Raw genomic sequence first — 24677 nt, forward strand, 5'->3', positions numbered from 1 at the left:
TGCGTGTTCAGCCGTCATGTTTCAATTTTCAGCTTGTTCCAGATTGTTAAAGAGCAAAACATCGCAGTGCACCCAAACAGGTACACTCTGATGTTTTTTATCATAACGAGTAGTGATGGTGGAGCTATGCGGGATCGAACCGCAGACCTCCTGCGTGCAAGGCAGGCGCTCTCCCAGCTGAGCTATAACCCCGTCTCTACTTACAGTTACCTTAGATACCACTCATGGAGGAGTTGGTAGGCCTGAGTGGACTTGAACCACCGACCTCACCCTTATCAGGGGTGCGCTCTAACCACCTGAGCTACAAGCCTATTAAGGTATTTCTGCTCGTTATTTTCATCAGACAATCTGTGTGAGCACTTCACTCAACACACATCTTTTTGGTAAGGAGGTGATCCAACCGCAGGTTCCCCTACGGTTACCTTGTTACGACTTCACCCCAGTCATGAATCACAAAGTGGTAAGCGCCCTCCCGAAGGTTAAGCTACCTACTTCTTTTGCAACCCACTCCCATGGTGTGACGGGCGGTGTGTACAAGGCCCGGGAACGTATTCACCGTAGCATTCTGATCTACGATTACTAGCGATTCCGACTTCATGGAGTCGAGTTGCAGACTCCAATCCGGACTACGACGTACTTTATGAGGTCCGCTTGCTCTCGCGAGGTCGCTTCTCTTTGTATACGCCATTGTAGCACGTGTGTAGCCCTACTCGTAAGGGCCATGATGACTTGACGTCATCCCCACCTTCCTCCGGTTTATCACCGGCAGTCTCCTTTGAGTTCCCGACATTACTCGCTGGCAACAAAGGATAAGGGTTGCGCTCGTTGCGGGACTTAACCCAACATTTCACAACACGAGCTGACGACAGCCATGCAGCACCTGTCTCACAGTTCCCGAAGGCACTAAGGTATCTCTACCAAATTCTGTGGATGTCAAGAGTAGGTAAGGTTCTTCGCGTTGCATCGAATTAAACCACATGCTCCACCGCTTGTGCGGGCCCCCGTCAATTCATTTGAGTTTTAACCTTGCGGCCGTACTCCCCAGGCGGTCGACTTAACGCGTTAGCTCCGGAAGCCACGCCTCAAGGGCACAACCTCCAAGTCGACATCGTTTACAGCGTGGACTACCAGGGTATCTAATCCTGTTTGCTCCCCACGCTTTCGCACCTGAGCGTCAGTCTTTGTCCAGGGGGCCGCCTTCGCCACCGGTATTCCTCCAGATCTCTACGCATTTCACCGCTACACCTGGAATTCTACCCCCCTCTACAAGACTCTAGCCTGTCAGTTTTGAATGCAGTTCCCAGGTTAAGCCCGGGGATTTCACATCCAACTTAACAGACCGCCTGCGTGCGCTTTACGCCCAGTCATTCCGATTAACGCTTGCACCCTCCGTATTACCGCGGCTGCTGGCACGGAGTTAGCCGGTGCTTCTTCTGCGGGTAACGTCAATCAGCAAGGTTATTAACCTTACTGCCTTCCTCCCCGCTGAAAGTGCTTTACAACCCGAAGGCCTTCTTCACACACGCGGCATGGCTGCATCAGGCTTGCGCCCATTGTGCAATATTCCCCACTGCTGCCTCCCGTAGGAGTCTGGACCGTGTCTCAGTTCCAGTGTGGCTGGTCATCCTCTCAGACCAGCTAGGGATCGTCGCCTAGGTGAGCCATTACCTCACCTACTAGCTAATCCCATCTGGGCACATCCGATGGCAAGAGGCCCGAAGGTCCCCCTCTTTGGTCCGAAGACGTTATGCGGTATTAGCTACCGTTTCCAGTAGTTATCCCCCTCCATCAGGCAGTTTCCCAGACATTACTCACCCGTCCGCCGCTCGTCACCCAGAGAGCAAGCTCTCCTGTGCTACCGCTCGACTTGCATGTGTTAGGCCTGCCGCCAGCGTTCAATCTGAGCCATGATCAAACTCTTCAATTTAAGATTTGTTTGATTTGCTGAACTCGTCAGCGATGCTCAAAGAATTAGTTACTGTTCATTCGTAATGAATTTACTGTTGTTCACTCTTCAAGACTTTTTATATCGTTAAGATACGGTCTTGTGAGTGCCCACACAGATTGTCTGATTATATTGTTAAAGAGCAGTGCGTTGCGGTGTTATCCGCTTCGCGAGGTGGCGTATGTTACGCTCATCACCTTCAGAGTCAACGTTTATTTTAAAGCGTTTTCTCTTTCTTTATCGACCCGGTTGTGAGTCACAGCGCCGTGTCGATGGAGGCGCATTATAGGGACTTCTCGACCTGCCGCAATAGGTATTTTAAAGAAAAATGACTGTTTGCTGCATTCCACAGCAAAACCCCGCTTTATACCTATTTTTGCACAAACTTATCCACAGAAAGCATTCAACTCAAAAATTGACGAGCATCACGCAAACGTTTTCGCTACAATTCACCGCGTTCAAAATCGTCGTGTTTTGGCGAACGCTAACTGAATATTTCTCTTTATTCCGCAATTATTGCTCTAACAAAGACGATATTCACATACCGTTCTTTACTGACTACCCAAATCCAGGGGATAACATCATCATGCAACAACGTCGTCCAATTCGCCGCGCTCTGCTCAGCGTTTCTGACAAAGCAGGTATTGTCGAATTTGCTCAAGCTCTGTCCCACCGTGGCGTTGAGCTCCTTTCTACTGGTGGAACCGCCCGTTTGCTGGCCGATGCTGGCTTAGCGGTGACAGAAGTCTCTGACTACACCGGTTTCCCGGAAATGATGGATGGGCGTGTAAAGACTCTGCACCCGAAAGTACATGGCGGCATTCTGGGACGGCGCGATCAAGATGATGCGATCATGGCGCAGCACGACATCAAACCGATTGATATCGTCGTTGTGAATTTGTATCCGTTCGCTCAGACCGTCGCCCGTGAGAACTGCTCATTAGAAGATGCCGTTGAGAACATCGATATCGGTGGCCCAACGATGGTACGCTCCGCCGCCAAGAACCATAAAGATGTGGCTATCGTGGTCAAGAGCAGCGACTACACCACTATCATTAATGAGATCGACGCCAACGAAGGTTCATTAACCTACAAAACCCGTTTCGATTTAGCCATTAAAGCATTCGAGCACACCGCCGCTTACGACAGTATGATTGCCAACTACTTTGGTGCACTGGTTCCGCCTTATCACGGTGATACCGATAAACCATCTGGCCACTTCCCACGTACGCTGAACCTGAACTACATCAAAAAGCAGGACATGCGCTACGGCGAGAACAGCCATCAGCAAGCTGCCTTCTATATAGAAGAGAATATTCACGAGGCCTCTGTCGCCACCTCTATACAGTTACAAGGCAAAGCGCTGTCTTATAACAACATCGCCGATACCGATGCTGCGCTGGAGTGTGTGAAAGAATTTGCCGAACCAGCCTGCGTCATCGTTAAACACGCGAACCCGTGTGGCGTGGCGATTGGTGGTTCAATTCTTGATGCCTACGAGCGCGCCTACAAAACTGACCCAACATCCGCATTCGGCGGCATTATCGCCTTCAACCGCGAACTGGATGAAGAAACGGCACAGGCCATCATCAGCCGTCAGTTTGTCGAAGTCATTATTGTGCCATCCGCTAGTGATGCCGCATTGAAGGTGACCGCAGCCAAACAAAACGTACGCGTTCTGACCAGTGGTAGCTGGCAGCAACGCATTCCGGCCTTGGACTTCAAACGCGTCAATGGCGGTTTGTTGGTACAGGATCGCGATTTGGGTATGGTCGATGCGTCTCAACTGCGTGTCGTGACCGAACGCCAGCCGAGCGAGCAGGAATTACGCGATGCGCTCTTCTGCTGGAAAGTGGCTAAATTCGTTAAGTCCAATGCGATTGTGTACGCACGCGACAATATGACCATCGGGATAGGTGCGGGTCAGATGAGCCGCGTTTACTCAGCGAAAATCGCTGGTATCAAAGCAGGCGATGAAGGGCTGGAAGTAAAAGGTTCCGCCATGGCCTCTGATGCATTCTTCCCATTCCGTGATGGTATTGATGCTGCCGCAGCCGTTGGCATTACTTGTGTGATCCAACCGGGCGGGTCTATTCGTGATGATGAAGTTATTGCTGCCGCCAACGAACACGGCATTGCGATGATCTTTACCGACATGCGCCACTTCCGTCATTAATTCTGGAGCTGACCGAAATGAACATTTTAGTAATTGGTAATGGCGGACGCGAACACGCGCTGGCTTGGAAAGCGTCACAGTCACCACTGGCGAAACAGGTTTATGTGGCTCCAGGAAACGCGGGCACCGCACTTGAGCCAGCACTGACCAACGCTGATATCTCCGCAACCGATGTTCCAGCGTTAGTCGCCTTTGCTCAGGAAAATCACATCGATTTAACTATCGTTGGCCCAGAAACACCGTTAGTTATCGGTGTTGTGGATGCGTTTCAGAGTGTAGGTCTAAAAATCTTTGGCCCGTCGCAGGCCGCCGCGCAATTAGAAGGCTCTAAAGCCTTTACTAAAGATTTTCTGGCTCGCCATAACATCCCGTCGGCGGAATACCAGAATTTCACCGAAGTGGAACCCGCACTGGCCTATGTACGCAGCAAAGGTGCACCGATCGTCATCAAGGCGGATGGGCTAGCCGCGGGTAAAGGCGTGATCGTCGCGATGACGTTGCCGGAAGCGGAAAACGCCATTCAGGATATGCTGGCAGGTAATGCATTCGGCGATGCTGGACACCGTATCGTGGTGGAAGAGTTCCTCGATGGTGAAGAAGCAAGCTTCATCGTTATGGTGGACGGCAAGAACGTGCTGCCGATGGCAACCAGTCAGGATCATAAACGCGTTGGGGATAAAGATACGGGCCCGAATACCGGTGGTATGGGCGCTTATTCGCCAGCGCCGGTCGTGACCGATGAAATCCACCAGCGTGTGATGGATCAGGTGATTTGGCCGACCGTGAACGGCATGGCAGCCGAGGGAAATACCTACGTTGGTTTCCTGTATGCTGGCCTGATGATTTCTGCCGATGGCCAACCAAAAGTGATCGAGTTCAACTGCCGCTTTGGCGATCCAGAAACACAGCCAATTATGCTACGCCTGCGTTCCGATCTGGTGGAACTGTGTCTGGCAGCCTGCGACGGGACGCTGGATCAAAAAGATTCAGTCTGGGATGAACGTCCCTCTCTGGGCGTGGTATTGGCCGCAGGCGGTTATCCGGCTGACTACAATACGGGCGATGTGATTTCTGGTTTACCGCAGCAGGATGCCGAAGATGGCAAAGTCTTCCATGCTGGCACCAAGCTGAATGGGATTAATGTCGTCACCAACGGCGGGCGAGTACTGTGCGTCACTGCATTGGGTAATACCGTGGCTGAAGCGCAACAACGCGCGTATGAAATAGCAGCAGGTATTCAGTGGCAAGGGGTATTCTGTCGCAAAGACATCGGCTACCGTGCTATCGAGCGCGAGCAAGCCTGATAAACGATGGTCCGATAACGATTATCTGATAAATACTGAAGCCCGGAGAAATCCGGGTTTTTTTTATAGTCAGTTTTATATACCCTAAATAATTCGAGTTTCAGGAAGGCGGCAAGAGAGGGAATCCCGATGAGCTTACTCAAGTAAGTGATTCGGGTGAGTGAACACAGCCAACGCACATGCAACTTGAAATATGACGGGTATAGCTATGGCTGCCACTGGCAGACATCATCTTCCACCACCAGCAATAACTGCGTTCCTTCGGGTGCTTCCAACCACGCTACGTTTAGCGGACGTGTGGCATGCGTTTTTTGCTGCGCGATCCATTCACGCGAGTCGTTGTCAAAATCAGGACGAACGACCGTACCGTCACAAGACTGAACCTGCCCTTCCAGCCATTTCCCTTGCTTTAGTATTACCTTGCCTGCACGTAGTACATCGCTCAATTCCAGCATGCGCTTAGCATCAAACTGGTAGAGCGCGACATCATCATCGGAAACCGATTCACGTCTTTCAGCAAGTTGTCGCTGCATAAAGCTGACGGTTCCCTCTTCGGTAAAACGCAAGCGTATATCTTCTTGTTGCGCACCGAGCTGGTTACGCTGTATCTCGCGTAGCTTATCCTGCTGGAATGTATAGCGAGTCACCACCAGAGCATTACCCTGAAGTGGGTTATACACGGTAGTCAGCGCCGTCGTATTTTGCGCATCATCCTTACGCCAGATACGCACGATGCCACGATCGGCAACATAACCGCTGGAGAAAACGTCCGGCGGTGCAGTGCGGCTACTGCAGGCCACCACTGAAATAAGTACGAGGCCTGCGCCACATAAACGTCGTAAAAGCAAAAGGGGCGAAAACGCCCCTCTGCTTAAACCTTTAACCAGCATGGGCTTATTTAACAGCGTCTTTCAGAGCCTTGCCAGAAACAAACGCTGGCACGTTGGCAGCAGCAATTTTGATTTCTTTACCGGTTTGTGGGTTGCGGCCAGTGCGCTCATTACGATGGTTGACTTTAAACGTACCAAAACCAACTAATTGTACTGCATCACCTTCTTTCAGAGACTCGGTAATTGCCGCCAGAGTTGATTCCAGAGCTGCTTTAGCCTGTGCCTTTGACAGATCAGCTTTGTCCGCAATTACATCAATCAGTTGAGTCTTATTCATAAGTTATCCTTACAGTGTGTTTATCGCTTGCTAAGCATCGAGTGCGACGGATATGCCCTTTCCCGTTTTTGGGTGTAGTAGCACTCTCCTGCATACACGCACCGACAGCCACTTTTTTTACGCCCCCCAAATGTAGACCAGACAGGGTGCGAATGTGAAGCCTAAAGACAGGCCATTTCAGGCCTTAAATCACGTTTTATCGCGTTATTGATGCAAATTTATCCCGATGTTACTACTTCCGGCCTCGCGCAGATCGGAACGGAGCCCTTTGATCAGCTCAATGTCGCGTTCTTCACAGGCCGCCAACAGGCGAAAAATCTCCCATTGGATGTCCCATTCTTCTTCAATCGCAGGTAAAACCTTTAGCTCGTCGTCGGTCATTTCTTTGCCAGCCTGCGTCATTTCCAACATAGCAACGGTACGGATAGACGCTTCGCTGATGGCTATCGCATGCTCCAGTGTTTCACCGCTTAAACGCGAATGAATCAGCTCACCCAATGCGATGCAGGCATCAATAGCCGGATAAACACCGTAAAGATCGTAATCTTCCGCGGCGGGAACCGCTTCTTCCAGCTTTTCCAACTGGTTATCGAAATTGACCTTCGCATCTTTAACAACCAATGTTTCCCATACCAAATCGAGAATACGGCGGTAAACCATCGCGTCTCCGAATTCTGTTTGACGACAAAACTCGTGGTAATTTGGATACATACGTTCACAAAGACATGCCATGAAAGTGACATGTTGCCAGCTCGCCAGCTTTTCCAGACGTAAATGAATGGGGTTACGTAACATTTTTATGCTCATTAACGGCGACGGACGGCAGTGTACCTGAAATCACAGTGACGCCCTATGCCTGAATTCCTAAAGTTTTACAACAATACGCTAGCCGCTTGCAGCCGTTGCCAACGCACAAATGCGGGACGATTCGATGCGACAGCATCAGCCCAGCGGGTCGGCTCCGGTAAACGGTAGCCGCGCATACAACATTGTACCCAGTGCAATGCGCTATCCTGACTGACTCGATGCCCCGTCGCCACAAATAGCGGATTACAGCGCACTTTACTGCGCCATACCCAACCAATTTGCTCACCCTTATCCAACAACGGCTGCTGGCTGCCGACGCTCTCCGCCAACGGCTCAAACCGGCCACAAAGTCGACTTTTCGCCACGCCAATTGTGGGAACGTCAACGAGCAGACCAAAATGGCTGGCAACGCCGAGACGGCGTGGGTGGGTAATCCCATGCCCATCGACAAACAACAGATCCGGCTTTTGCTCAAGCAACGCCCATGCAGCTAACAGACCGGGGCATTCACGAAATGAAAGAAAACCGGGGATATAAGGCATCGTCGTGCTGATACGCGCAATCTTGTATTCTACCAGCTCCAACGAAGGATAGCGCATTACCGCAATCGCCGCGCGAGTTACCGAGCCTTCTTGCTCAAAGCCAACATCCGCACCCGCGATAAACGCGGGCTGCTCAAAAGGTAAATCGTCGTGCCGAATCACATCAGAAGCGCGAGCCAACTGTTCGGCCCGCAGCCGTTGTGTATCAATCACATCACCTCCTGTGAATCATCCGTGATAAGGGCGGGACAACCGATGCACCGCCTCAACAAAAACGCCTGCATGTTCCGGTGGCACGTCCTGATGAATACCGTGTCCCAGATTGAAAACATGCCCATCTCCTTGCCCAAACCCAGCGAGGATCGACGCCACTTCCTGTTCGATCCGTGCCGGATCGGCATACAGCATTGAGGGATCCATATTCCCCTGTAGTGCCACTTTATCGCCTACGCGACGACGCGCATCGGCAATGTCACTTGTCCAGTCCAGTCCCAGCGCGTCACAGCCTGTTTCTGCCATCGCCTCCAGCCACTGTCCTCCACCTTTAGTAAAGAGCGTCACGGGCACACGGCGGCCTTCATTCTCTCGCTGTAAACCATCAACAATCTTATGCATGTAACGCAGGGAGAACTCTTTGTAGTCACGCCCGCTCAATGCGCCGCCCCAGGTATCGAATACCATCACGGCCTGCGCACCCGCGCGAATCTGCGCGTTAAGATAAAGAATGACGCTATCAGCCAGCTTATCCAGCAACAGGTGCAGCGTTTTAGGTTCAGCAAACATCATTTTCTTGATGACGGTAAACGCTTTGCTGCTACCGCCCTCCACCATATAGGTTGCCAGCGTCCACGGGCTACCCGAGAAGCCAATCAGCGGCACTTCCCCGGCAAGATTTTTACGGATCGTCCGCACCGCGTTCATCACATAGCCGAGCTCCTGTTCTGGATCGGGAATCGGCAGCTTAACCACATCGGCATGAGACGTGATGGGAGAGTGAAAGCGCGGACCTTCCCCTGCTTCAAAGTAGAGCCCTAAGCCCATGGCATCAGGGATCGTGAGGATATCGGAGAACAGGATTGCCGCATCCAGCGCATAACGCCGCAAAGGCTGTAACGTGACTTCACACGCCAACTCTGCATTTTTGCACAGTGACATAAAATCCCCCGCCTGCGCACGCGTTGCCTTATATTCTGGTAGATAACGCCCCGCCTGACGCATCATCCACACTGGGGTGACATCAACAGGTTGGCGCAATAACGCCCGCAAATAGCGATCGTTTTTCAGGTCGGTCATGTTCTCTTCCTTTCAGCCTCACGGCGGTTCTACACCAGATAGATGTGATGAAGCGGATGCGTTATAAAACGAACGTGTTATGAAACCAATACGTTAATGGTGCAAATAGTACCACGTCAGCCTTCGTTCTCGTGATAAGCGCGGCACAACACCACCGTATCCTCGATAAGTCGACGAGCTACGGTGCCCAGCGGAGGCAACTGTGGGAGTTGGTCATAGCGGAACCAGCCCGCGTCACGCAACTCTTTCGGGTCGTGCTTGATTTCGCCACCCGCATAATCCGCCATAAACGCCATCATCAGTGAATGAGGAAATGGCCAAGGCTGCGAACTTACGTAACGCAGGTTTTTTATCTGAATTTGGCTCTCTTCCATCACCTCACGCACGACCGTTTGCTCTAGCGTTTCGCCCACTTCTACAAATCCAGCCAGCACGGTGTACATGTTTCCGCGATGCCGATTATGCTGCGCCAGCAAAATTTCCTTGCCACGGCGAATCGCGACAATGATGCAGGGCGCGATCTGCGGATAATAACGTTCTTTGCAGTGACCACATAAGCACGCCAACTCCGTCTTGCTATGTACCATTTCATGGCCACAGTAACCGCAAAAACGATGGGAGCGATAGAACTCGGCCAACTGCACGCCTCGCCCCGCCAGTTGGAATAAGCCCACGTCTTGATCGAGCAATTGGCGAACGGATGCCATACCCGTATCCCGCCCCTGGCATACCAGCCAGGCGGGCTGCCCTTGCCATTCGCCAATCTGGCGAGCCACTTTCCCTTGCAACGACCACTCTATCGCCGTTCCGCACGGCAATTCCCCTTGAGGCAGCCAGATTTGTATTGCATCGCTAACTATCCACCAGCCGGTTTCATCACCTTTTAGCGTCTGTTCCATATCTTTTTATTGCTCCATTGCCACTTCACTGGCATTTTACATTCAGAGTGATTACATAAGTTTTATAACTGGGATTTCAGTTATTTCTTACCGTTCACGGAGTCAACAATGCTAAACCAGCTACAAAGTCTGACTGAATACGTTGGTGGCAATAATGCGTTAATCGACCAATGGCTACAAGCGCGTAAGCAGCTTCTGGTGGCTTACTATCATCTGGTTGGCATCAAGCCGAACAAGGAAGCGCTTTCTCTTTTGGATGAAGAAGCATTGGATCATTTTTGCCAGAATCTGGTGGACTATCTTTCTACCGGCCACTTTCATTTATACGAAAAGATGCTGCATGAAGCAGCGACCCACAGCGAACAGGTATTAGCGCTTTCCACCCAACTCGACCTCGCCCTGCAAAACAATACGCAGCAAATCATGACGTTTTACGATAGCCATCTGGCAGCCGCTATCGATGATGATAACTGTTTCGAATTCCAGCAGGCACTTTCCAGCGTCGGCGAGGCATTGGAAGAGCGTTTTACATTAGAAGACAACATGATCAAGCAGGTTTACGATAACTAGCCGTCATTTGGCGTTATTTAAGAACATCATCACACGCTGCACAGGTAAAAGCGGCACGCTTTGACATCCGCGTTTTGCCGTCATACAGTGTGGGGGTTTTATTGACCCGTTTAACTGACGGGCAAATCTTGTCGGAGTGCCTAGCGTGCTTGTGTTTCGTTTTTACGGAACCTATAAGTGCACAGGCTGAGACCGTTAATTCGGGATCCGCGGAACCTGATCGGGTTAATACCTGCGAAGGGAACAAGAGTAATGCACTTCATTAAGCTCATGGCTGCGTATTCCTATATACCTGCTCTGATGCTCAATATCATTATTACTCCCTCCGGCTCCAGACAAGCAATCTTCCCTTTACGTATTACAGGAACTTGCTATGTCTACAGAACCCTTGTCTATAGAAACAGTGTTGTCAAAATCGGGTCGCCGTGAACAGCGTGCCGCTGCCCAACAGTTTATTGAAACCTTACAGGGAACCGCCTTTCCCAATTCCAAACGCATTTACCTTGCAGGTTCGCGCGGCGACATCGCCGTACCGATGCGGGAAATCCAGCTCAGCCCGACGCTACTCGGTGGTAACAAAGACAATCCCCAATACGAACCCAATGAGGCGATCCCGGTTTACGATACGTCAGGGCCGTATGGCGATCCCGCAGCACAACCCGATGTCCGCGTTGGGTTAGCGAAGCTGCGCGCCAGTTGGATTGCAGAACGTCACGACACCGAGGCGCTATCCGGCGTCAGTTCCGATTTCACCCAGCAGCGTCTGGCGGATGCCGGTCTGGATCATCTGCGTTTTGAGCATTTGCCACGACCACAGCGTGCCAAAGCAGGCAAATGTGTCACTCAACTCCACTATGCGCGGCAGGGGATAATTACCCCGGAAATGGAATTTATCGCCATTCGCGAAAATATGGGACGCGAACGCATTCGTGGTGAAGTACTGCGCCAGCAGCATCCTGGACAAAGTTTCGGTGCTCTCCTGCCGGAAAACATCACGCCGGAGTTTGTCCGTCAGGAAGTCGCCGCCGGGCGTGCCATTATTCCTTCCAACATCAATCACCCAGAATCGGAGCCGATGATTATCGGGCGCAATTTTCTGGTGAAGGTTAACGCCAATATCGGTAACTCCGCCGTGACATCCTCCATCGAAGAAGAGGTGGAAAAGCTGGTCTGGTCTACCCGTTGGGGCGCGGATACGGTGATGGATCTCTCGACCGGCCGCTATATTCACGAAACTCGCGAGTGGATCCTGCGTAACAGCCCCGTGCCAATCGGAACCGTGCCGATCTATCAGGCGCTGGAGAAAGTGAACGGCGTGGCAGAAAACCTGAACTGGGAAATGTTCCGCGATACGCTACTGGAACAAGCGGAACAAGGGGTGGATTATTTCACTATCCATGCCGGTGTGCTGTTGCGCTACGTGCCGATGACGGCCAAACGCCTGACCGGCATCGTTTCACGCGGCGGTTCCATTATGGCGAAATGGTGTCTGTCGCATCACAAAGAGAGCTTCCTGTACGAACACTTCCGTGAAATCTGTGAAATCTGCGCCGCCTATGACGTCGCGCTGTCGCTGGGTGACGGCTTGCGCCCCGGTTCCATTCAGGATGCCAACGACGAAGCCCAGTTCGCCGAACTGCATACGCTGGGTGAACTAACCAAAATTGCCTGGGAATACGACGTACAGGTGATGATCGAAGGCCCCGGCCACGTGCCGATGCAAATGATCCGCCGCAATATGACTGAAGAGCTGGAGCACTGTCACGAAGCGCCGTTCTATACGCTCGGCCCATTAACCACCGATATCGCACCGGGTTACGATCACTTCACCTCCGGCATCGGTGCCGCCATGATCGGCTGGTTCGGCTGCGCGATGCTCTGCTACGTGACGCCGAAGGAACATCTTGGCTTGCCGAACAAAGAAGACGTTAAACAGGGATTGATTACCTATAAGATCGCCGCCCACGCCGCCGATTTGGCGAAAGGCCATCCCGGCGCACAGATCCGTGATAACGCCATGTCGAAAGCGCGTTTCGAATTCCGCTGGGAAGACCAGTTCAATCTGGCGCTCGATCCCCAAACGGCACGTGCCTACCACGATGAAACCCTGCCACAAGAATCCGGTAAAGTCGCCCACTTCTGTTCCATGTGCGGCCCGAAATTCTGCTCGATGAAAATCTCGCAGGAAGTACGCGATTACGCCGCCAAACAGGAAGCCGAAGCCAAACCGATTGAAATCGGCATGGCTGAGATGTCGCAGGAATTCCGCTCTCGCGGCAGCGAGCTTTATCACAGCGCCACCAGCCTGCAAGCCGAGGAAAGCAAATGACGGACTCGACGCCTTTTGCCCCGACGGCACAGCGGCTGGGGCTCTATCCCGTTGTCGATAGCGTGGAGTGGATCGAACGTCTGCTCGGTGTCGGAGTGAAAACGATCCAGCTAAGAATCAAAGATCGGTCCGATGAACAGGCCGAAGCCGATGTGATCCAAGCGATCGCATTAGGTCGTCGCTATCAGGCACAGCTCTTCATCAATGACTACTGGAAATTGGCAGTAAAACATCAGGCGTATGGCGTACATCTGGGTCAGGAAGATCTGGATACCGCCGATCTGAGCGCGATTAAACAAGCGGGCCTGCGCTTAGGTCTCTCCACGCACGACGATCGTGAACTGGCGCGAGCGGTGGCAGTCAACCCGTCCTACATCGCCTTAGGGCATATTTTCCCCACGCAAACCAAAGACATGCCTTCCGCGCCGCAGGGGCTAGCCGAACTGACTCGGCACATCGCCGATCTACAAGGCCGTTTTCCCACCGTGGCGATTGGCGGGATCGGCATCGACAAAGTACCTGCGGTGCTGGAAACGGGCGTCGGCAGCATTGCCGTCGTCAGCGCTATTACGCAAGCACCTGACTGGCAGCAGGCCACTGCGACGCTGCTCAAGATAATTGAAGGACGGGAGGCATAACATGGTAACGACTTGCCCTCCAACGCCTGCGGGACTGAGCGATAGCGAGTTTATGCGCTACAGCCGTCAACTGATGCTGGAAGATATTGGTCCTGAAGGTCAGGAGAAACTCAAAGCCGCCCGCGTTCTACTGGTAGGGCTCGGTGGGTTGGGCTCCCCCGCCTCACTCTATCTGGCCGCCGCAGGGGTCGGCACGCTACTGCTCGCCGACGATGACTCACTGCACATCAGCAACCTGCAACGCCAGATTCTGTATCGCACCAGCGACACCGACAAGCCCAAAGCGGTGTTGGCACAGCGTCAACTACGGGCATTAAATCCGTACTCAGAAGTAATAGCACTCACCGAAAGGCTAAGCGGTGACGCGTTACACAGCGCCGTCAGCCGTGTCGATCTGGTACTGGATTGCAGCGACAACATGACAACCCGTCATGCGGTTAACGCCGCCTGCGTGGGTGCAGGCAAACCGTTGATCAGCGGTAGCGCCGTCGGTTTCAGCGGCCAGCTCGCAGTCTTCATGCCACCTTATCAGTCTGGCTGCTACGCCTGCCTGTACCCTGATACCGCCGAACCGCAGCGCAACTGTCGCACTGCGGGCGTACTTGGCCCAGTAGTCGGCGTGATTGGCACACTTCAGGCGTTGGAAGCAATCAAACTGCTGGCGGGGATGCCGTCCGCGCTGGACGGCAAGCTGAGAATGTTCAATGGCAAACAGCAGAGCTGGAACACACTCCAACTGACGCGTTCACCTCATTGCCCGGTATGCGGGGGCGTGGCATGAAAATCACGCTGAATGATGAACCCTTTGAATGTCCAGAGGCTATTACGGTTGAGACGCTGCTGAACCAGATAAATCGATTTCAGCCCGGCACCGCGTTAGCCATCAACCAAACCATTATCCCGCGCGCCACCTGGTCACAGCATCAGGTGCAAGACGGTGATGACATTTTGCTTTTTCAAGCCATCGCGGGAGGATGACATGCTACACATTGCCGATACGATATTAACTTCGCGGCTGCTAACCGGCACTGGCAAATTCGCTACGCCAGAACTGATGCTGGCGGCACTTGAGGCTTCCGGTTCGCAGTTAGTCACCATGGCGATGAAACGTGTAGATCTGAATAGCGGAAATGATGCCATTCTCGCCCCGCTACGCCAGCTCGGTATTAAGCTGCTGCCAAATACGTCAGGAGCCAAAACCGCAGACGAAGCTATTTTTGCCGCCCGTCTGGCGCGTGAAGCGCTGGGCACTCGCTGGTTGAAATTGGAAATTCACCCCGACGTGAAATACCTGCTGCCCGACCCTATCGAAACGCTAAAGGCCGCCGAACAGTTAGTAAAAGAGGGCTTCACGGTGCTGCCCTACTGCGGTGCCGACCCGGTGTTGTGCAAACGGCTGGAAGAAGTTGGCTGCGCGGCGGTGATGCCGCTGGGCGCGCCAATCGGCTCTAATCAAGGGCTGCAAACACGTGATTTCCTCCGCATTATCATCGAGCAAGCACGCATTCCGGTAATTGTCGATGCGGGCATCGGTGCGCCCAGTCATGCGGCCGATGCGCTGGAAATGGGAGCCGACGCGGTACTGGTAAACACGGCAATCGCTGTTGCCCGCGATCCTGTGGCGATGGCGCACGCATTTCGGCTGGCCGTCGATGCCGGTCGGCTTGCTCGTCAGGCCGGGCTGGGAAATAAGCAGTTTGTCGCCAGCGCCACCAGCCCGCTCACCGGTTTTCTTAATCGACAAACGGAAGATCGGCAAACGGAAGGGACAAAGTGATGAGCGTCGATTTTCAAACCGTCTGGGAACAACTCGATTGGGATGACCTGACGCTGCGCATCAACAGTAAAACCGCACAGGATGTTGAACGAGCGCTCACCGCACCACACCTGACGCGTGACGATTTTATGGCGCTCATTTCACCTGCCGCCAGCGCTTATCTGGAACCGCTAGCCCAGCGGGCACAGCAACTCACCCGCCAGCGGTTTGGCAATACGGTGAGCTTTTATGTACCGCTATATCTGTCCAACTTGTGCTCTAACGACTGCACCTACTGCGGCTTTTCGATGAGTAATCACATCAAACGAAAAACGCTGGATGACGCGGAAATCCTGCGTGAATGCGCCGCTATCAAGGATCTCGGGTTCGAGCATCTGCTACTCGTAACCGGAGAACACCAGCGTAAAGTGGGGATGGATTATTTTCGTCGCGTCTTTCCGCTGATTCGACCGCTCTTCAGCTCGCTAATGATTGAAGTCCAGCCGCTGTCGCAGGACGAGTATGCCGAGTTGAAAACGCTAGGGTTGGATGGCGTGATGGTCTATCAGGAAACCTATCATCCAGCGACTTACCAGTTGCACCATCTAAAAGGACAAAAACAGGATTTCCACTGGCGGCTCGCCACGCCGGATCGACTTGGTCGTGCGGGGATCGACAAGATCGGACTGGGGGCGTTAATCGGCCTGTCCAATAGCTGGCGAACCGATTGCTACATGGTGGCAGAACACCTGCTGCACCTACAGCAAAGCTACTGGCAGAGCCGTTACTCTATCTCGTTTCCTCGTCTGCGCCCCTGTGCGGGCGGTATTGAGCCGGCATCGCTAATGGATGAAGCACAACTCATGCAGGTGATTTGTGCATTTCGGTTGTTGTCACCAGATATTGAGTTATCGCTCTCCACGCGTGAATCGCCTTTCTTTCGCGATCATGCCATTCCCATTGCGATTAATAACGTCAGCGCGTTTTCCAAAACTCAGCCGGGCGGATATGCCGACAACCACCCCGAGCTGGAACAGTTCTCGCCGCATGATTCACGGCGTCCTGAAGACGTGGCGCAGGCCATCATGCGCGCTGGTCTCCAGCCAGTTTGGAAAGACTGGGACGGCTATTTGGGCAGATAAGGCGGCGATGATCACTTAAGCGTGAAGTAAGAGGGAAACACGGTGATGAGATTCCCGCAGGGACGCCTCGCACCGTGGTAGCCTTCGTATCTCGGATCTTAAGCAATCGATATGAGTGATAGGCATGATTTGCGAAGTGGCTCGCAGGCAGAAATGGGAATTACACGTAAGGCAATATTCTCAGGATAGCGCTGCGCAACACGACATTCGGCCTATCGTCACGGCCTGCTATGAAGAATACAGTAGCGTCGTTGGCAGGACTGAGTTACTCAACCTGTTGACCGGAACCGTTTGCCACTTATCGGTTCTGCACATCAACCCGCCGATACGGGGCTTATCCTTACCCGTATCGGCCCTTCCTTAAAAAATCATCAAGGGGCGTTCTAGTCAGGAAGCGTATGCATCATTTTAGCAACCTCGCTGCCCACAATGCGCAGCCCTTCCCTCATCTCTTCTGTGAAACGATTGGCATAATTGAGTCGAATACAATTGCGATATTTCCCTGAAGCGGAGAATAGCGACCCCGCGGCTATCTGTATGCCCGCTTTCCTGACTTCACGGGTGAGCTTGAGCGAATCAAAATATTCAGGCAGTTCAATCCACACCAAGAATCCACCTTGCGGACGGCTGACACAAATATTGGACGGAAAATACTCGCGTACCCAGCAGGTGAAGGTGCTTAGGTTGGCTTTGTACTGAGCGCGCATACGGCGCAAGTGGGGCTGATAGTGTCCCTGTCGAATAAATTCCGCCACGGCAAGCTGGGGCTGTACCACCGTCGAGCCCGTGCTGATGTATTTTGTGTGAATCACTCGCTCCAGATAGCGCCCTGGGGCGATCCAGCCAACGCGCAAGCCGGGAGCCAGATTCTTCGAGAACGAACTGCACAACAGCACACGCCCGTCTTCATCAAAGGATTTGATCGCTCGAGGACGCGGATACTCATAGGCCAACTCGCCATAAGCATCATCTTCAATAATCGCAATATCAAAATGCTGCGCCAGAGTCACCAGCGATTTCTTACGGGCATCCGGCATGATGAATCCAAGCGGATTGTTACAGCTTGGCACCAAAAGTACGGCTTTGACCGGCCATTGATCCAGCGCCAGCCGCAATGCTTCCAGGCTGATCCCCGTCACTGAATCGGTTGGGATCTCGATCGCTTTAATGTCCAGCCCACGGAGGATCTGCATCGTGCCCGGAAACGCGGGGGATTCGACGGCCACAATGTCGCCGGGCTGACAAACCGCGCGCACAGCAACAAACAAGGCTTCCTGACAGCCAGTGGTGATCACAATATCATCTTGCGTCAACTGGCAGCCGCAATCGACGGTAAGGCGGGCGACCTGCTCACGTAACGCTGGCACACCATATACGCTGTCATATTGTAAAATTCGAGGATCCTGATACTGGCAAAGACGAGCCATCTCCTTCCACAGCGGTTTGATGGTCGGTTGGGTCACGTCCGGCATTCCGCTACCAAACTTCAGCACATTGGTTTCCAGACGCACGTTCACCAGCTCCAGTACCGATTCCCACTGCGTGATCTCAACCGGACGTTGAGCGGGACGTGTCAGCGCCGGTACAGGCGGCGTTGCCTTACGCGGAGTGACAAAATATCCCGAACGCGGCTGCGGCATAATCAACTGTCGGGTTTCCAGCAGATGATAGGCCTGCTGTACGGTACTGATGCTTACACCATGCTCTGTACTGAGTGCTCGAACGGAAGGCAGGCGTTCTCCGCCTTGATACAGTCCTTGTTCAATACGCTTTTCTAACAGCTCAGCCAGGTGTTGATAACGCGTCATCAGTATCATTCCTTATCACAATTAACCGCAGTAACCAGTACAGATTCACATGAAAATCGCCATTCAGATGTGATATCACACAATCTGTATGATGAAAATATCAATTTTTTGCATCTGTATTGAAAATGCCTTTCACCTCATCATTGCAATCATTCACTGGCGAGGGGGAAAATATGGAATTTCATGAGAATCGATCACAAAAACCGTTCCGCGAGTCACCATTTTGGCTAATGCTTATTTTGCCGTACCGCTTATGGAAGGCCTGGCGAGCAAGGGCGCACACGCTAAAGATACTGCGGAATCTGAGCGATGCTGGACTGAAAGATATCGGACTGAAGAGAAGCGATCTCGATCGATTCAGATAACACCGCCGCAAAAAACAATAAACAGTAGAAAAGTGCCGGTACAAACGCTGCATCTTGCATCTGTATCGGCATTTTAGATTAGAGAGATAAAGAAGTTAGTGAGGTACCGTATCGTCTGCGGGTGCTTTCATCCGCATCCCGACAACTGCTGACAGTAAGCAACCGATGGCAAGATAGGCCGCCACCGCGTGCCATGAACCATCCATAAACTGCACCAGCAAAACAGCGATAAAAGGCGTAAACCCGCCGCCGACCACGCTGGCAACCTGATAGCCCACGCCAGCCCCGCTATAGCGATACGCCGTACCAAATAGCTCGGTAAACATCGGCTGCTGTACGCTAACGATCATATCGTGAGCAGCATTCGCCAGCATGATGGCAAAGAACAGAATCAGCAGCGTGTTGTGACTTTCCAACGCCATGAAGAATGGCACTGCACTCACCGCGCCAATCAACGCACCAGTCACATAGATACGACGACGGCCAAAGCTATCTGCCAGATAAGCAAAGAAAGGAATAGACACACAACTGATCGCCCCCACCAGCAGCCCGATGTTCAGAAAGATATCGCGCGATAACCCAAGATGGGTGGTGGAGTAATTGAGTGCAAATGCGGTGACGATATACATCGTCAACAGTTCACCAAGCCGTAACGCAATAATCAGCAGAAAGGCTTTAGGGTGCTGGCGCAGTGCTTCCATAATCGGGAATGAACGCAGTTTGTTTGCTCTTTCACCTAGCGTTTTATTCGCCTCAAACTCCTGAGACTCATCCATCCCGTTACGTACCCACCAGGCAATAGCAACCAGAATCAGGCTGAATAAGAACGGCAGACGCCATCCCCAAGTAGTAAATTCCTCATTAGTGGTCAAATTGCTCACTACCGATACCGATCCGGTTGCCAGCAACAGCCCGACGCCGAAGCCTACCTGTACGCCACTGCTGTAAAAAGCTTTCTTTTTCTTCGGCGCACTCTCTACCGCCAACAGTGCCGCCCCACCCCATTCGCCGCCGACCGCGAATCCCTGAATGGCCCTCAGCGTAACCAACAGCACCGGAGCCCACCAGCCAATAGAGTCAAATGACGGCAACAGTCCAATCAGCGCAGTAGAAATGCCCATCATCCAGACTGTAATCATCAACATCCGTTTACGGCCCAGCTTGTCGCCGAAATGACCAAACACCATGCCGCCTAACGGGCGAAACAGGAAACCAACACCGAACGTACCAAATGCCGCCAGCGTCCCCATCGTCGGGCTGATCTGCGGAAAAAATTCTGCATTAAATACAAGGGCGGCAACAATTCCGTACAGTAGGAAATCGTACCAATCGACAACAGCCCCCACAAAACTGCCCCATGCTGCGCGTTTTGCTCGATGTTGAGAATGGCTTACTGACTGTGTTTGTAGGGTTTTATCAGAAGAGAGTGAATCATTCTGATGAGGTAATGAGTCGCCAGGCTGTGAGAGAGTTGGCGTAGTTGAGGTGTCCATGTCGGTTCCGTTCTAATTACTTTACACTACTGTACAACAAAAAACCCCGACCATGATAGCCGGGGTTTTTGTTATTTACCGCATGATAGTGCAGCGTAAAGAGACTTACTCGTCGTCGCTGCTACCAAAGCCTGCATTCAGCAGCTCGGCCAAGTTAGCAGAAGCTTCATCGGCACTCACCTGAGGCACAACAGGCGCTTCACCCGCCTGACGGCGGCGCATACGATCCTGATGGTACGCATAACCCGTACCCGCTGGGATCAGACGACCTACGATAACGTTCTCTTTCAGGCCACGCAGTTCATCACGTTTACCTGCAACAGCCGCTTCGGTAAGTACGCGAGTGGTTTCCTGGAACGATGCCGCAGAAATGAAGGACTCGGTCGCCAGAGATGCTTTGGTGATACCCAGCAGATCGCGGCTGTACGTTGCCGTGATCTTGCCATCCGCTTCCAACTGACGGTTAGCAATCTTGATGCGAGACACTTCTGCCTGTTCGCCTTCCAGGAATTCCGTACTACCCGCGCTAACGATGGTGCCTTTACGCAACATCTGACGAACGATAACTTCGATGTGTTTATCGTTAATCTTAACGCCTTGCAGACGGTAAACTTCCTGAACTTCGTTGGTGATATAACGCGTTACTGCATGTACGCCACGCAGACGCAGGATATCGTGCGGAGACTCTGGGCCGTCGGAAACAACGTCACCACGTTCCACAACTTCACCTTCGAACACGTTGAGCTGACGCCATTTCGGAATCATCTCTTCGTAAGCATCGCTGCCATCCAACGGAGAAATTACCAGACGGCGCTTGCCTTTGGTTTCTTTACCGAAGGAAATGATGCCGCTGATCTCTGCCAGAATTGCCGGCTCTTTCGGACGACGGGCTTCGAACAGATCGGCTACGCGTGGCAGACCACCGGTAATATCCTTGGTACCACTGGATTCCTGAGGGAGACGCGCCAATGTATCACCGGCACCAATCTGCACCCCATCTTCCAACTGAACAATCGTTTTACCCGGCAGGAAGTATTGAGCAGGCATATCAGTACCTGGGATCAGTACATCTTCACCTTTGCCGTCAACGATTTTCAGTGCTGGACGCAAGTCTTTACCGCTACCGGTACGTTCTGCACTATCCAGAACCACGATAGAAGACAAACCAGTCAGTTCGTCGGTCTGGCGAGTAATGGTCTGACCGTCAATCATGTCAGCAAAGCGGATGAAACCGCTCACTTCGGTCACCACTGGCATGGTATGCGGGTCCCAGTTTGCGACGGTTTCGCCACCGCTAACGTCTGAACCATCACCCTTCGCCATCACCGCACCGTAAGGCACTTTATAGCTTTCTTTAGTACGTCCGAATTCGTCGATCAGTTTCAGTTCGGTATTACGTGAAGTAATAACCAATTTACCGTTGCTGTTCATAACGAACTTCACGTTGCTCAGTTTCAGGCTACCTTTGTTTTTCACCTGAATGCTGGACTCAGCAGCCGCACGCGATGCCGCACCACCGATGTGGAACGTACGCATGGTTAACTGTGTACCTGGCTCACCGATGGACTGTGCCGCGATAACCCCGATAGCCTCACCTTTGTTGATGATATGACCACGAGCCAGATCGCGACCGTAGCAATTGGCGCACACGCCAAAGTCGGTTTCGCAGCTTACCACTGAACGTACTTTAACGGCGTCAACGGAGTTCTCTTCCAACATGTCACACCACTGCTCGTTCAGCAGCGTGTTACGTGGAACCAGAATATCCGCGGTGCCCGGTTTGATCACGTCTTCAGCCGTTACACGGCCCAGTACGCGCTCACGCAGTGGTTCTTTAACATCACCACCCTCGATAACCGGCGTCATCATGATACCTTCATGGGTACCACAGTCGTCCTCGGTCACAACCAGATCCTGCGCAACGTCAACCAGACGACGCGTCAAGTAACCGGAGTTTGCCGTTTTCAGTGCGGTATCCGCCAAACCTTTACGCGCACCGTGCGTCGAGATGAAGTACTGGAGTACGTTCAAACCTTCACGGAAGTTTGCGGTGATTGGTGTCTCGATGATGGAACCATCTGGTTTCGCCATCAGACCACGCATACCCGCCAACTGACGAATCTGTGCCGCAGAACCACGCGCACCGGAGTCGGCCATCATAAAGATGCTGTTGAAAGAAACCTGCTGCTCAACCACGCCATCACGGTTAACCACATCCTCAACGGACAGGTTTTCCATCATCGCTTTCGCAACACGCTCGTTCGCCGCAGCCCAGATATCGATCACTTTGTTGTAGCGTTCGCCCGCGGTAACCAGACCAGACTGGAACTGCTCCTGAATCTCGGCAACTTCGGTTTCTGCTTCTTCGATAATCTCGGCTTTTTTCTCCGGGATAACCATGTCATCGATACCTACGGAAGCACCAGAGCGCGCCGCGTAAGCAAAACCGGTGTACATAGTCTGGTCAGCGAAGATAACTGTCGGTTTCAGACCCAAAATGCGGTAACAAGTGTTCAGCATTTTGGAGATCGCTTTCTTGCCCAGAGGCTGGTTAACGATCGAGTACGGCAGACCTTTCGGTACGATCATCCACAGGATGGCGCGGCCGATAGTCGTGTCAATAATCGACGTCTGATGCGTAACATCGCCTTCGATGCTTTTGATCTCTTCCGTGATACGCACTTTAACGCGCGCATGCAGAGAGGCCAGACCAGCACGATAAACACGCTCAGCTTCTTTAGGACCCGTGAGCACCATGCCTTCGCCTTTGGCGTTAACACAGTCACGCGTCATGTAATACAGACCCAATACCACGTCCTGAGAAGGAACGATGATTGGCTCACCATTCGCAGGGGACAGGATGTTGTTGGTCGACATCATCAACGCACGCGCTTCTAACTGGGCTTCCAGCGTCAGCGGTACGTGTACAGCCATCTGGTCACCATCGAAGTCGGCGTTATATGCCGCACAAACCAGCGGGTGCAGCTGGATCGCTTTACCTTCGATCAGTACCGGTTCAAATGCCTGGATACCCAAACGGTGCAGTGTTGGTGCACGGTTCAGCAGTACCGGGTGTTCGCGGATGACTTCGTCCAGGATATCCCATACGACGGCTTCTTCACGCTCAACCATTTTCTTGGCAGCTTTAATGGTGGTCGCAAGACCACGCAGTTCCAGCTTGCCGTAGATGAACGGTTTAAACAGTTCCAGTGCCATTTTCTTCGGCAGGCCACATTGGTGCAGACGCAGGTATGGACCAACGGTGATGACGGAACGACCGGAGTAGTCAACACGCTTACCGAGCAAGTTCTGACGGAAACGACCCTGCTTACCTTTGATCATATCGGCCAAAGATTTCAGAGGACGTTTGTTAGAACCGGTGATCGCACGACCGCGACGGCCGTTATCCAGCAAGGCATCAACCGCTTCCTGCAACATACGTTTTTCGTTACGTACGATGATATCTGGCGCAGCCAGATCCAGCAGACGTTTCAGACGGTTGTTACGGTTGATCACGCGACGGTACAGATCGTTCAGGTCGGAAGTCGCAAAACGACCGCCATCCAGCGGAACCAACGGACGCAGATCTGGCGGCAGTACCGGCAGAACGGTCAGGATCATCCACTCTGGTTTGTTACCAGACTGTACGAACGCTTCCAGCAGCTTAATACGCTTGGTCAGCTTTTTACGTTTGGTTTCGGAGTTGGTTTCGGTCAGCTCTTCACGCAACTGCTCGCATTCCTGCTCCAGATCCATGTTCTTCAGCAGAGCCTGGATCGCTTCGGCACCCATTTTCGCGTCGAATTCATCACCAAACTCTTCCAGCGCATCCAGATACTGCTCTTCAGTCAGGATCTGACGGCGCTCAAGGTTGGTCATGCCGCCTTCAACCACGACATAAGATTCAAAATAAAGCACACGCTCAATATCACGCAGCGGCATATCTAACAGCAAACCGATACGGGAAGGCAGTGACTTCAGGAACCAGATGTGCGCAGTCGGAGAAGCCAGCTCGATGTGACCCATACGCTCACGACGTACTTTAGTTTGGGTCACTTCAACGCCGCACTTCTCACAAATAACACCGCGGTGTTTCAGGCGCTTATACTTACCGCACAAGCACTCATAATCTTTCACTGGCCCAAAGATACGGGCGCAGAAAAGGCCGTCACGCTCAGGCTTGAACGTACGGTAGTTAATGGTTTCTGGCTTTTTAACTTCACCAAAAGACCACGAACGGATCATGTCTGGCGAGGCCAGAGCAATTTTGATCGCATCAAACTCTTCGGTCTTAGTTTGCGCTTTCAGAAACTTTAATAAGTCTTTCACGGATTGGCTCCTGTCGGAGTTAGACCTGATAGACACCTGAACTATGCCGTTAAAGCAGCCATGCTGTTAAAAACAACATGGCCGTTAAAAACAGCGTTCAGGTGTCCCTATGAC

19 protein-coding genes, 2 tRNA genes, 1 rRNA gene and 1 riboswitch are annotated in these 24677 nt (G+C 52.5%); of the genes, 10 read left to right on the forward strand and 12 right to left on the reverse strand.

Annotated features, from left to right (window positions below; genetic code table 11):
• Positions 1–116: 116 nt before the first annotated feature.
• The 3 genes from A7983_RS06310 to A7983_RS06320 all read right to left on the reverse strand — a co-directional run bounded on the left by A7983_RS06310 (position 117) and on the right by A7983_RS06320 (position 1927).
• Positions 117–192: transfer RNA gene (locus A7983_RS06310), tRNA-Ala, on the reverse strand.
• Between the two features lie 42 nt (positions 193–234).
• Positions 235–311: transfer RNA gene (locus A7983_RS06315), tRNA-Ile, on the reverse strand.
• Positions 312–384: 73 nt separating this feature from the next.
• Positions 385–1927 (reverse strand): 16S ribosomal RNA (locus A7983_RS06320).
• A gap of 604 nt (positions 1928–2531) precedes the next feature.
• On the opposite strand from A7983_RS06320, the gene purH reads away from it, so the two are divergent.
• The gene (gene purH / locus A7983_RS06325) at positions 2532–4121 is read left to right on the forward strand and encodes a bifunctional phosphoribosylaminoimidazolecarboxamide formyltransferase/IMP cyclohydrolase (protein WP_005970299.1); all 1590 of its coding nucleotides are present in this window, start codon (positions 2532–2534) and stop codon (positions 4119–4121) included.
• Positions 4122–4138: 17 nt separating this feature from the next.
• Complete coding sequence (gene purD, locus A7983_RS06330) at positions 4139–5425, forward strand: phosphoribosylamine--glycine ligase (protein ID WP_005970300.1); 1287 nt, start codon at positions 4139–4141, stop codon at positions 5423–5425.
• A gap of 206 nt (positions 5426–5631) precedes the next feature.
• Here the strand turns inward: purD and A7983_RS06335 are convergent, their stop codons facing one another.
• The 6 genes from A7983_RS06335 to nudC form a co-directional block, all read right to left on the reverse strand.
• A complete protein-coding gene (locus A7983_RS06335) occupies positions 5632–6315 on the reverse strand; it encodes a DUF1481 domain-containing protein (protein WP_005970301.1) in 684 nt (227 codons plus the stop codon).
• Positions 6316–6319: 4 nt separating this feature from the next.
• Entirely contained in the window at positions 6320–6592 is a 273-nt protein-coding gene (gene hupA / locus A7983_RS06340) for a nucleoid-associated protein HU-alpha (protein WP_005970302.1), read from the reverse strand.
• A gap of 204 nt (positions 6593–6796) precedes the next feature.
• Positions 6797–7387, reverse strand: coding sequence for a YjaG family protein (locus A7983_RS06345; protein WP_005970303.1), 591 nt, complete (start codon positions 7385–7387; stop codon positions 6797–6799).
• Between the two features lie 77 nt (positions 7388–7464).
• Positions 7465–8154, reverse strand: a complete 690-nt coding sequence (gene nfi, locus A7983_RS06350; RefSeq protein ID WP_005970304.1) for a deoxyribonuclease V — start codon at positions 8152–8154, stop codon at positions 7465–7467.
• 15 nt (positions 8155–8169) lie between these two features.
• A complete protein-coding gene (gene hemE / locus A7983_RS06355; protein ID WP_005970305.1) occupies positions 8170–9234 on the reverse strand; it encodes a uroporphyrinogen decarboxylase in 1065 nt (354 codons plus the stop codon).
• Positions 9235–9350: 116 nt separating this feature from the next.
• Positions 9351–10133 carry an NAD(+) diphosphatase gene (gene nudC / locus A7983_RS06360; RefSeq protein ID WP_005970306.1) on the reverse strand — a complete coding sequence of 261 codons (783 nt, stop codon included), beginning with the start codon at positions 10131–10133 and terminating at the stop codon, positions 9351–9353.
• A 108-nt stretch (positions 10134–10241) separates the two neighbouring features.
• Here nudC and A7983_RS06365 point away from each other — a divergent pair, with 108 nt between their 5' ends.
• The 7 genes from A7983_RS06365 (at position 10242) to thiH (ending at position 16568) form a co-directional block, all read left to right on the forward strand.
• Positions 10242–10703 (forward strand): Rsd/AlgQ family anti-sigma factor, encoded by a 462-nt coding sequence (locus A7983_RS06365; protein ID WP_005970308.1) that lies wholly within the window; start codon positions 10242–10244, stop codon positions 10701–10703.
• 122 nt (positions 10704–10825) lie between these two features.
• Positions 10826–10963: riboswitch (TPP riboswitch) on the forward strand.
• A gap of 113 nt (positions 10964–11076) precedes the next feature.
• Positions 11077–13032: a phosphomethylpyrimidine synthase ThiC gene (thiC, locus tag A7983_RS06370; protein ID WP_005970310.1), complete on the forward strand. Its 1956-nt coding sequence runs from the start codon at positions 11077–11079 to the stop codon at positions 13030–13032.
• Positions 13029–13670, forward strand: a complete 642-nt coding sequence (gene thiE, locus A7983_RS06375) for a thiamine phosphate synthase (RefSeq protein ID WP_005970311.1) — start codon at positions 13029–13031, stop codon at positions 13668–13670. Before thiC ends, thiE begins: the two co-directional genes overlap by 4 nt.
• A 1-nt stretch (position 13671) precedes the next feature.
• On the forward strand, positions 13672–14451 hold the full coding sequence (locus A7983_RS06380) for a HesA/MoeB/ThiF family protein (protein ID WP_005970313.1): 780 nt from the start codon (positions 13672–13674) through the stop codon (positions 14449–14451).
• A complete protein-coding gene (gene thiS, locus A7983_RS06385; protein WP_005970316.1) occupies positions 14448–14648 on the forward strand; it encodes a sulfur carrier protein ThiS in 201 nt (66 codons plus the stop codon). Before A7983_RS06380 ends, thiS begins: the two co-directional genes overlap by 4 nt.
• Position 14649: 1 nt before the next feature.
• The gene (locus tag A7983_RS06390; RefSeq protein WP_005970317.1) at positions 14650–15447 is read left to right on the forward strand and encodes a thiazole synthase; all 798 of its coding nucleotides are present in this window, start codon (positions 14650–14652) and stop codon (positions 15445–15447) included.
• Complete coding sequence (gene thiH, locus A7983_RS06395; protein ID WP_005970318.1) at positions 15447–16568, forward strand: 2-iminoacetate synthase ThiH; 1122 nt, start codon at positions 15447–15449, stop codon at positions 16566–16568. The genes A7983_RS06390 and thiH overlap by 1 nt, the downstream gene beginning before the upstream one ends.
• 383 nt (positions 16569–16951) lie before the next feature.
• Here thiH and A7983_RS06400 read toward each other — a convergent pair whose 3' ends face one another.
• Entirely contained in the window at positions 16952–18376 is a 1425-nt protein-coding gene (locus A7983_RS06400) for an aminotransferase-like domain-containing protein (protein ID WP_005970319.1), read from the reverse strand.
• 230 nt (positions 18377–18606) lie between these two features.
• Here A7983_RS06400 and A7983_RS23140 point away from each other — a divergent pair, with 230 nt between their 5' ends.
• Entirely contained in the window at positions 18607–18741 is a 135-nt protein-coding gene (locus A7983_RS23140) for a DUF1127 domain-containing protein (protein ID WP_235778066.1), read from the forward strand.
• Positions 18742–18836: 95 nt separating this feature from the next.
• On the opposite strand, the gene shiA is transcribed toward A7983_RS23140, so the two are convergent.
• Together shiA and rpoC are read right to left on the reverse strand one after the other, a co-directional pair.
• Entirely contained in the window at positions 18837–20234 is a 1398-nt protein-coding gene (shiA, locus tag A7983_RS06405; protein ID WP_005970323.1) for a shikimate transporter, read from the reverse strand.
• A 105-nt stretch (positions 20235–20339) separates the two neighbouring features.
• The gene (gene rpoC / locus A7983_RS06410) at positions 20340–24563 is read right to left on the reverse strand and encodes a DNA-directed RNA polymerase subunit beta' (RefSeq protein ID WP_005970326.1); all 4224 of its coding nucleotides are present in this window, start codon (positions 24561–24563) and stop codon (positions 20340–20342) included.
• Between the last annotated feature and the right edge of the window lie 114 nt (positions 24564–24677).

Origin of the sequence: Pectobacterium wasabiae CFBP 3304 (assembly GCF_001742185.1) — a bacterium.
Taxonomy (GTDB): Bacteria; Pseudomonadota; Gammaproteobacteria; order Enterobacterales; family Enterobacteriaceae; genus Pectobacterium; species Pectobacterium wasabiae.

What these genes read in the sequence shown, in the direction of transcription:
- hupA (WP_005970302.1), bottom strand. Translation starts at nt 6,592, where the DNA reads ATGAATAAGACTCAACTGATTGATGTAATTGCGGACAAAGCTGATCTG.
- purD (WP_005970300.1), top strand. Translation starts at nt 4,139, where the DNA reads ATGAACATTTTAGTAATTGGTAATGGCGGACGCGAACACGCGCTGGCT.
- A7983_RS23140 (WP_235778066.1), top strand. Translation starts at nt 18,607, where the DNA reads ATGCTTATTTTGCCGTACCGCTTATGGAAGGCCTGGCGAGCAAGGGCG.
- thiC (WP_005970310.1), top strand. Translation starts at nt 11,077, where the DNA reads ATGTCTACAGAACCCTTGTCTATAGAAACAGTGTTGTCAAAATCGGGT.
- thiS (WP_005970316.1), top strand. Translation starts at nt 14,448, where the DNA reads ATGAAAATCACGCTGAATGATGAACCCTTTGAATGTCCAGAGGCTATT.
- thiE (WP_005970311.1), top strand. Translation starts at nt 13,029, where the DNA reads ATGACGGACTCGACGCCTTTTGCCCCGACGGCACAGCGGCTGGGGCTC.
- A7983_RS06365 (WP_005970308.1), top strand. Translation starts at nt 10,242, where the DNA reads ATGCTAAACCAGCTACAAAGTCTGACTGAATACGTTGGTGGCAATAAT.
- hemE (WP_005970305.1), bottom strand. Translation starts at nt 9,234, where the DNA reads ATGACCGACCTGAAAAACGATCGCTATTTGCGGGCGTTATTGCGCCAA.
- A7983_RS06345 (WP_005970303.1), bottom strand. Translation starts at nt 7,387, where the DNA reads ATGTTACGTAACCCCATTCATTTACGTCTGGAAAAGCTGGCGAGCTGG.
- A7983_RS06400 (WP_005970319.1), bottom strand. Translation starts at nt 18,376, where the DNA reads ATGACGCGTTATCAACACCTGGCTGAGCTGTTAGAAAAGCGTATTGAA.
- A7983_RS06335 (WP_005970301.1), bottom strand. Translation starts at nt 6,315, where the DNA reads ATGCTGGTTAAAGGTTTAAGCAGAGGGGCGTTTTCGCCCCTTTTGCTT.
- A7983_RS06380 (WP_005970313.1), top strand. Translation starts at nt 13,672, where the DNA reads ATGGTAACGACTTGCCCTCCAACGCCTGCGGGACTGAGCGATAGCGAG.
- nudC (WP_005970306.1), bottom strand. Translation starts at nt 10,133, where the DNA reads ATGGAACAGACGCTAAAAGGTGATGAAACCGGCTGGTGGATAGTTAGC.
- A7983_RS06390 (WP_005970317.1), top strand. Translation starts at nt 14,650, where the DNA reads ATGCTACACATTGCCGATACGATATTAACTTCGCGGCTGCTAACCGGC.
- thiH (WP_005970318.1), top strand. Translation starts at nt 15,447, where the DNA reads ATGAGCGTCGATTTTCAAACCGTCTGGGAACAACTCGATTGGGATGAC.
- shiA (WP_005970323.1), bottom strand. Translation starts at nt 20,234, where the DNA reads ATGGACACCTCAACTACGCCAACTCTCTCACAGCCTGGCGACTCATTA.
- purH (WP_005970299.1), top strand. Translation starts at nt 2,532, where the DNA reads ATGCAACAACGTCGTCCAATTCGCCGCGCTCTGCTCAGCGTTTCTGAC.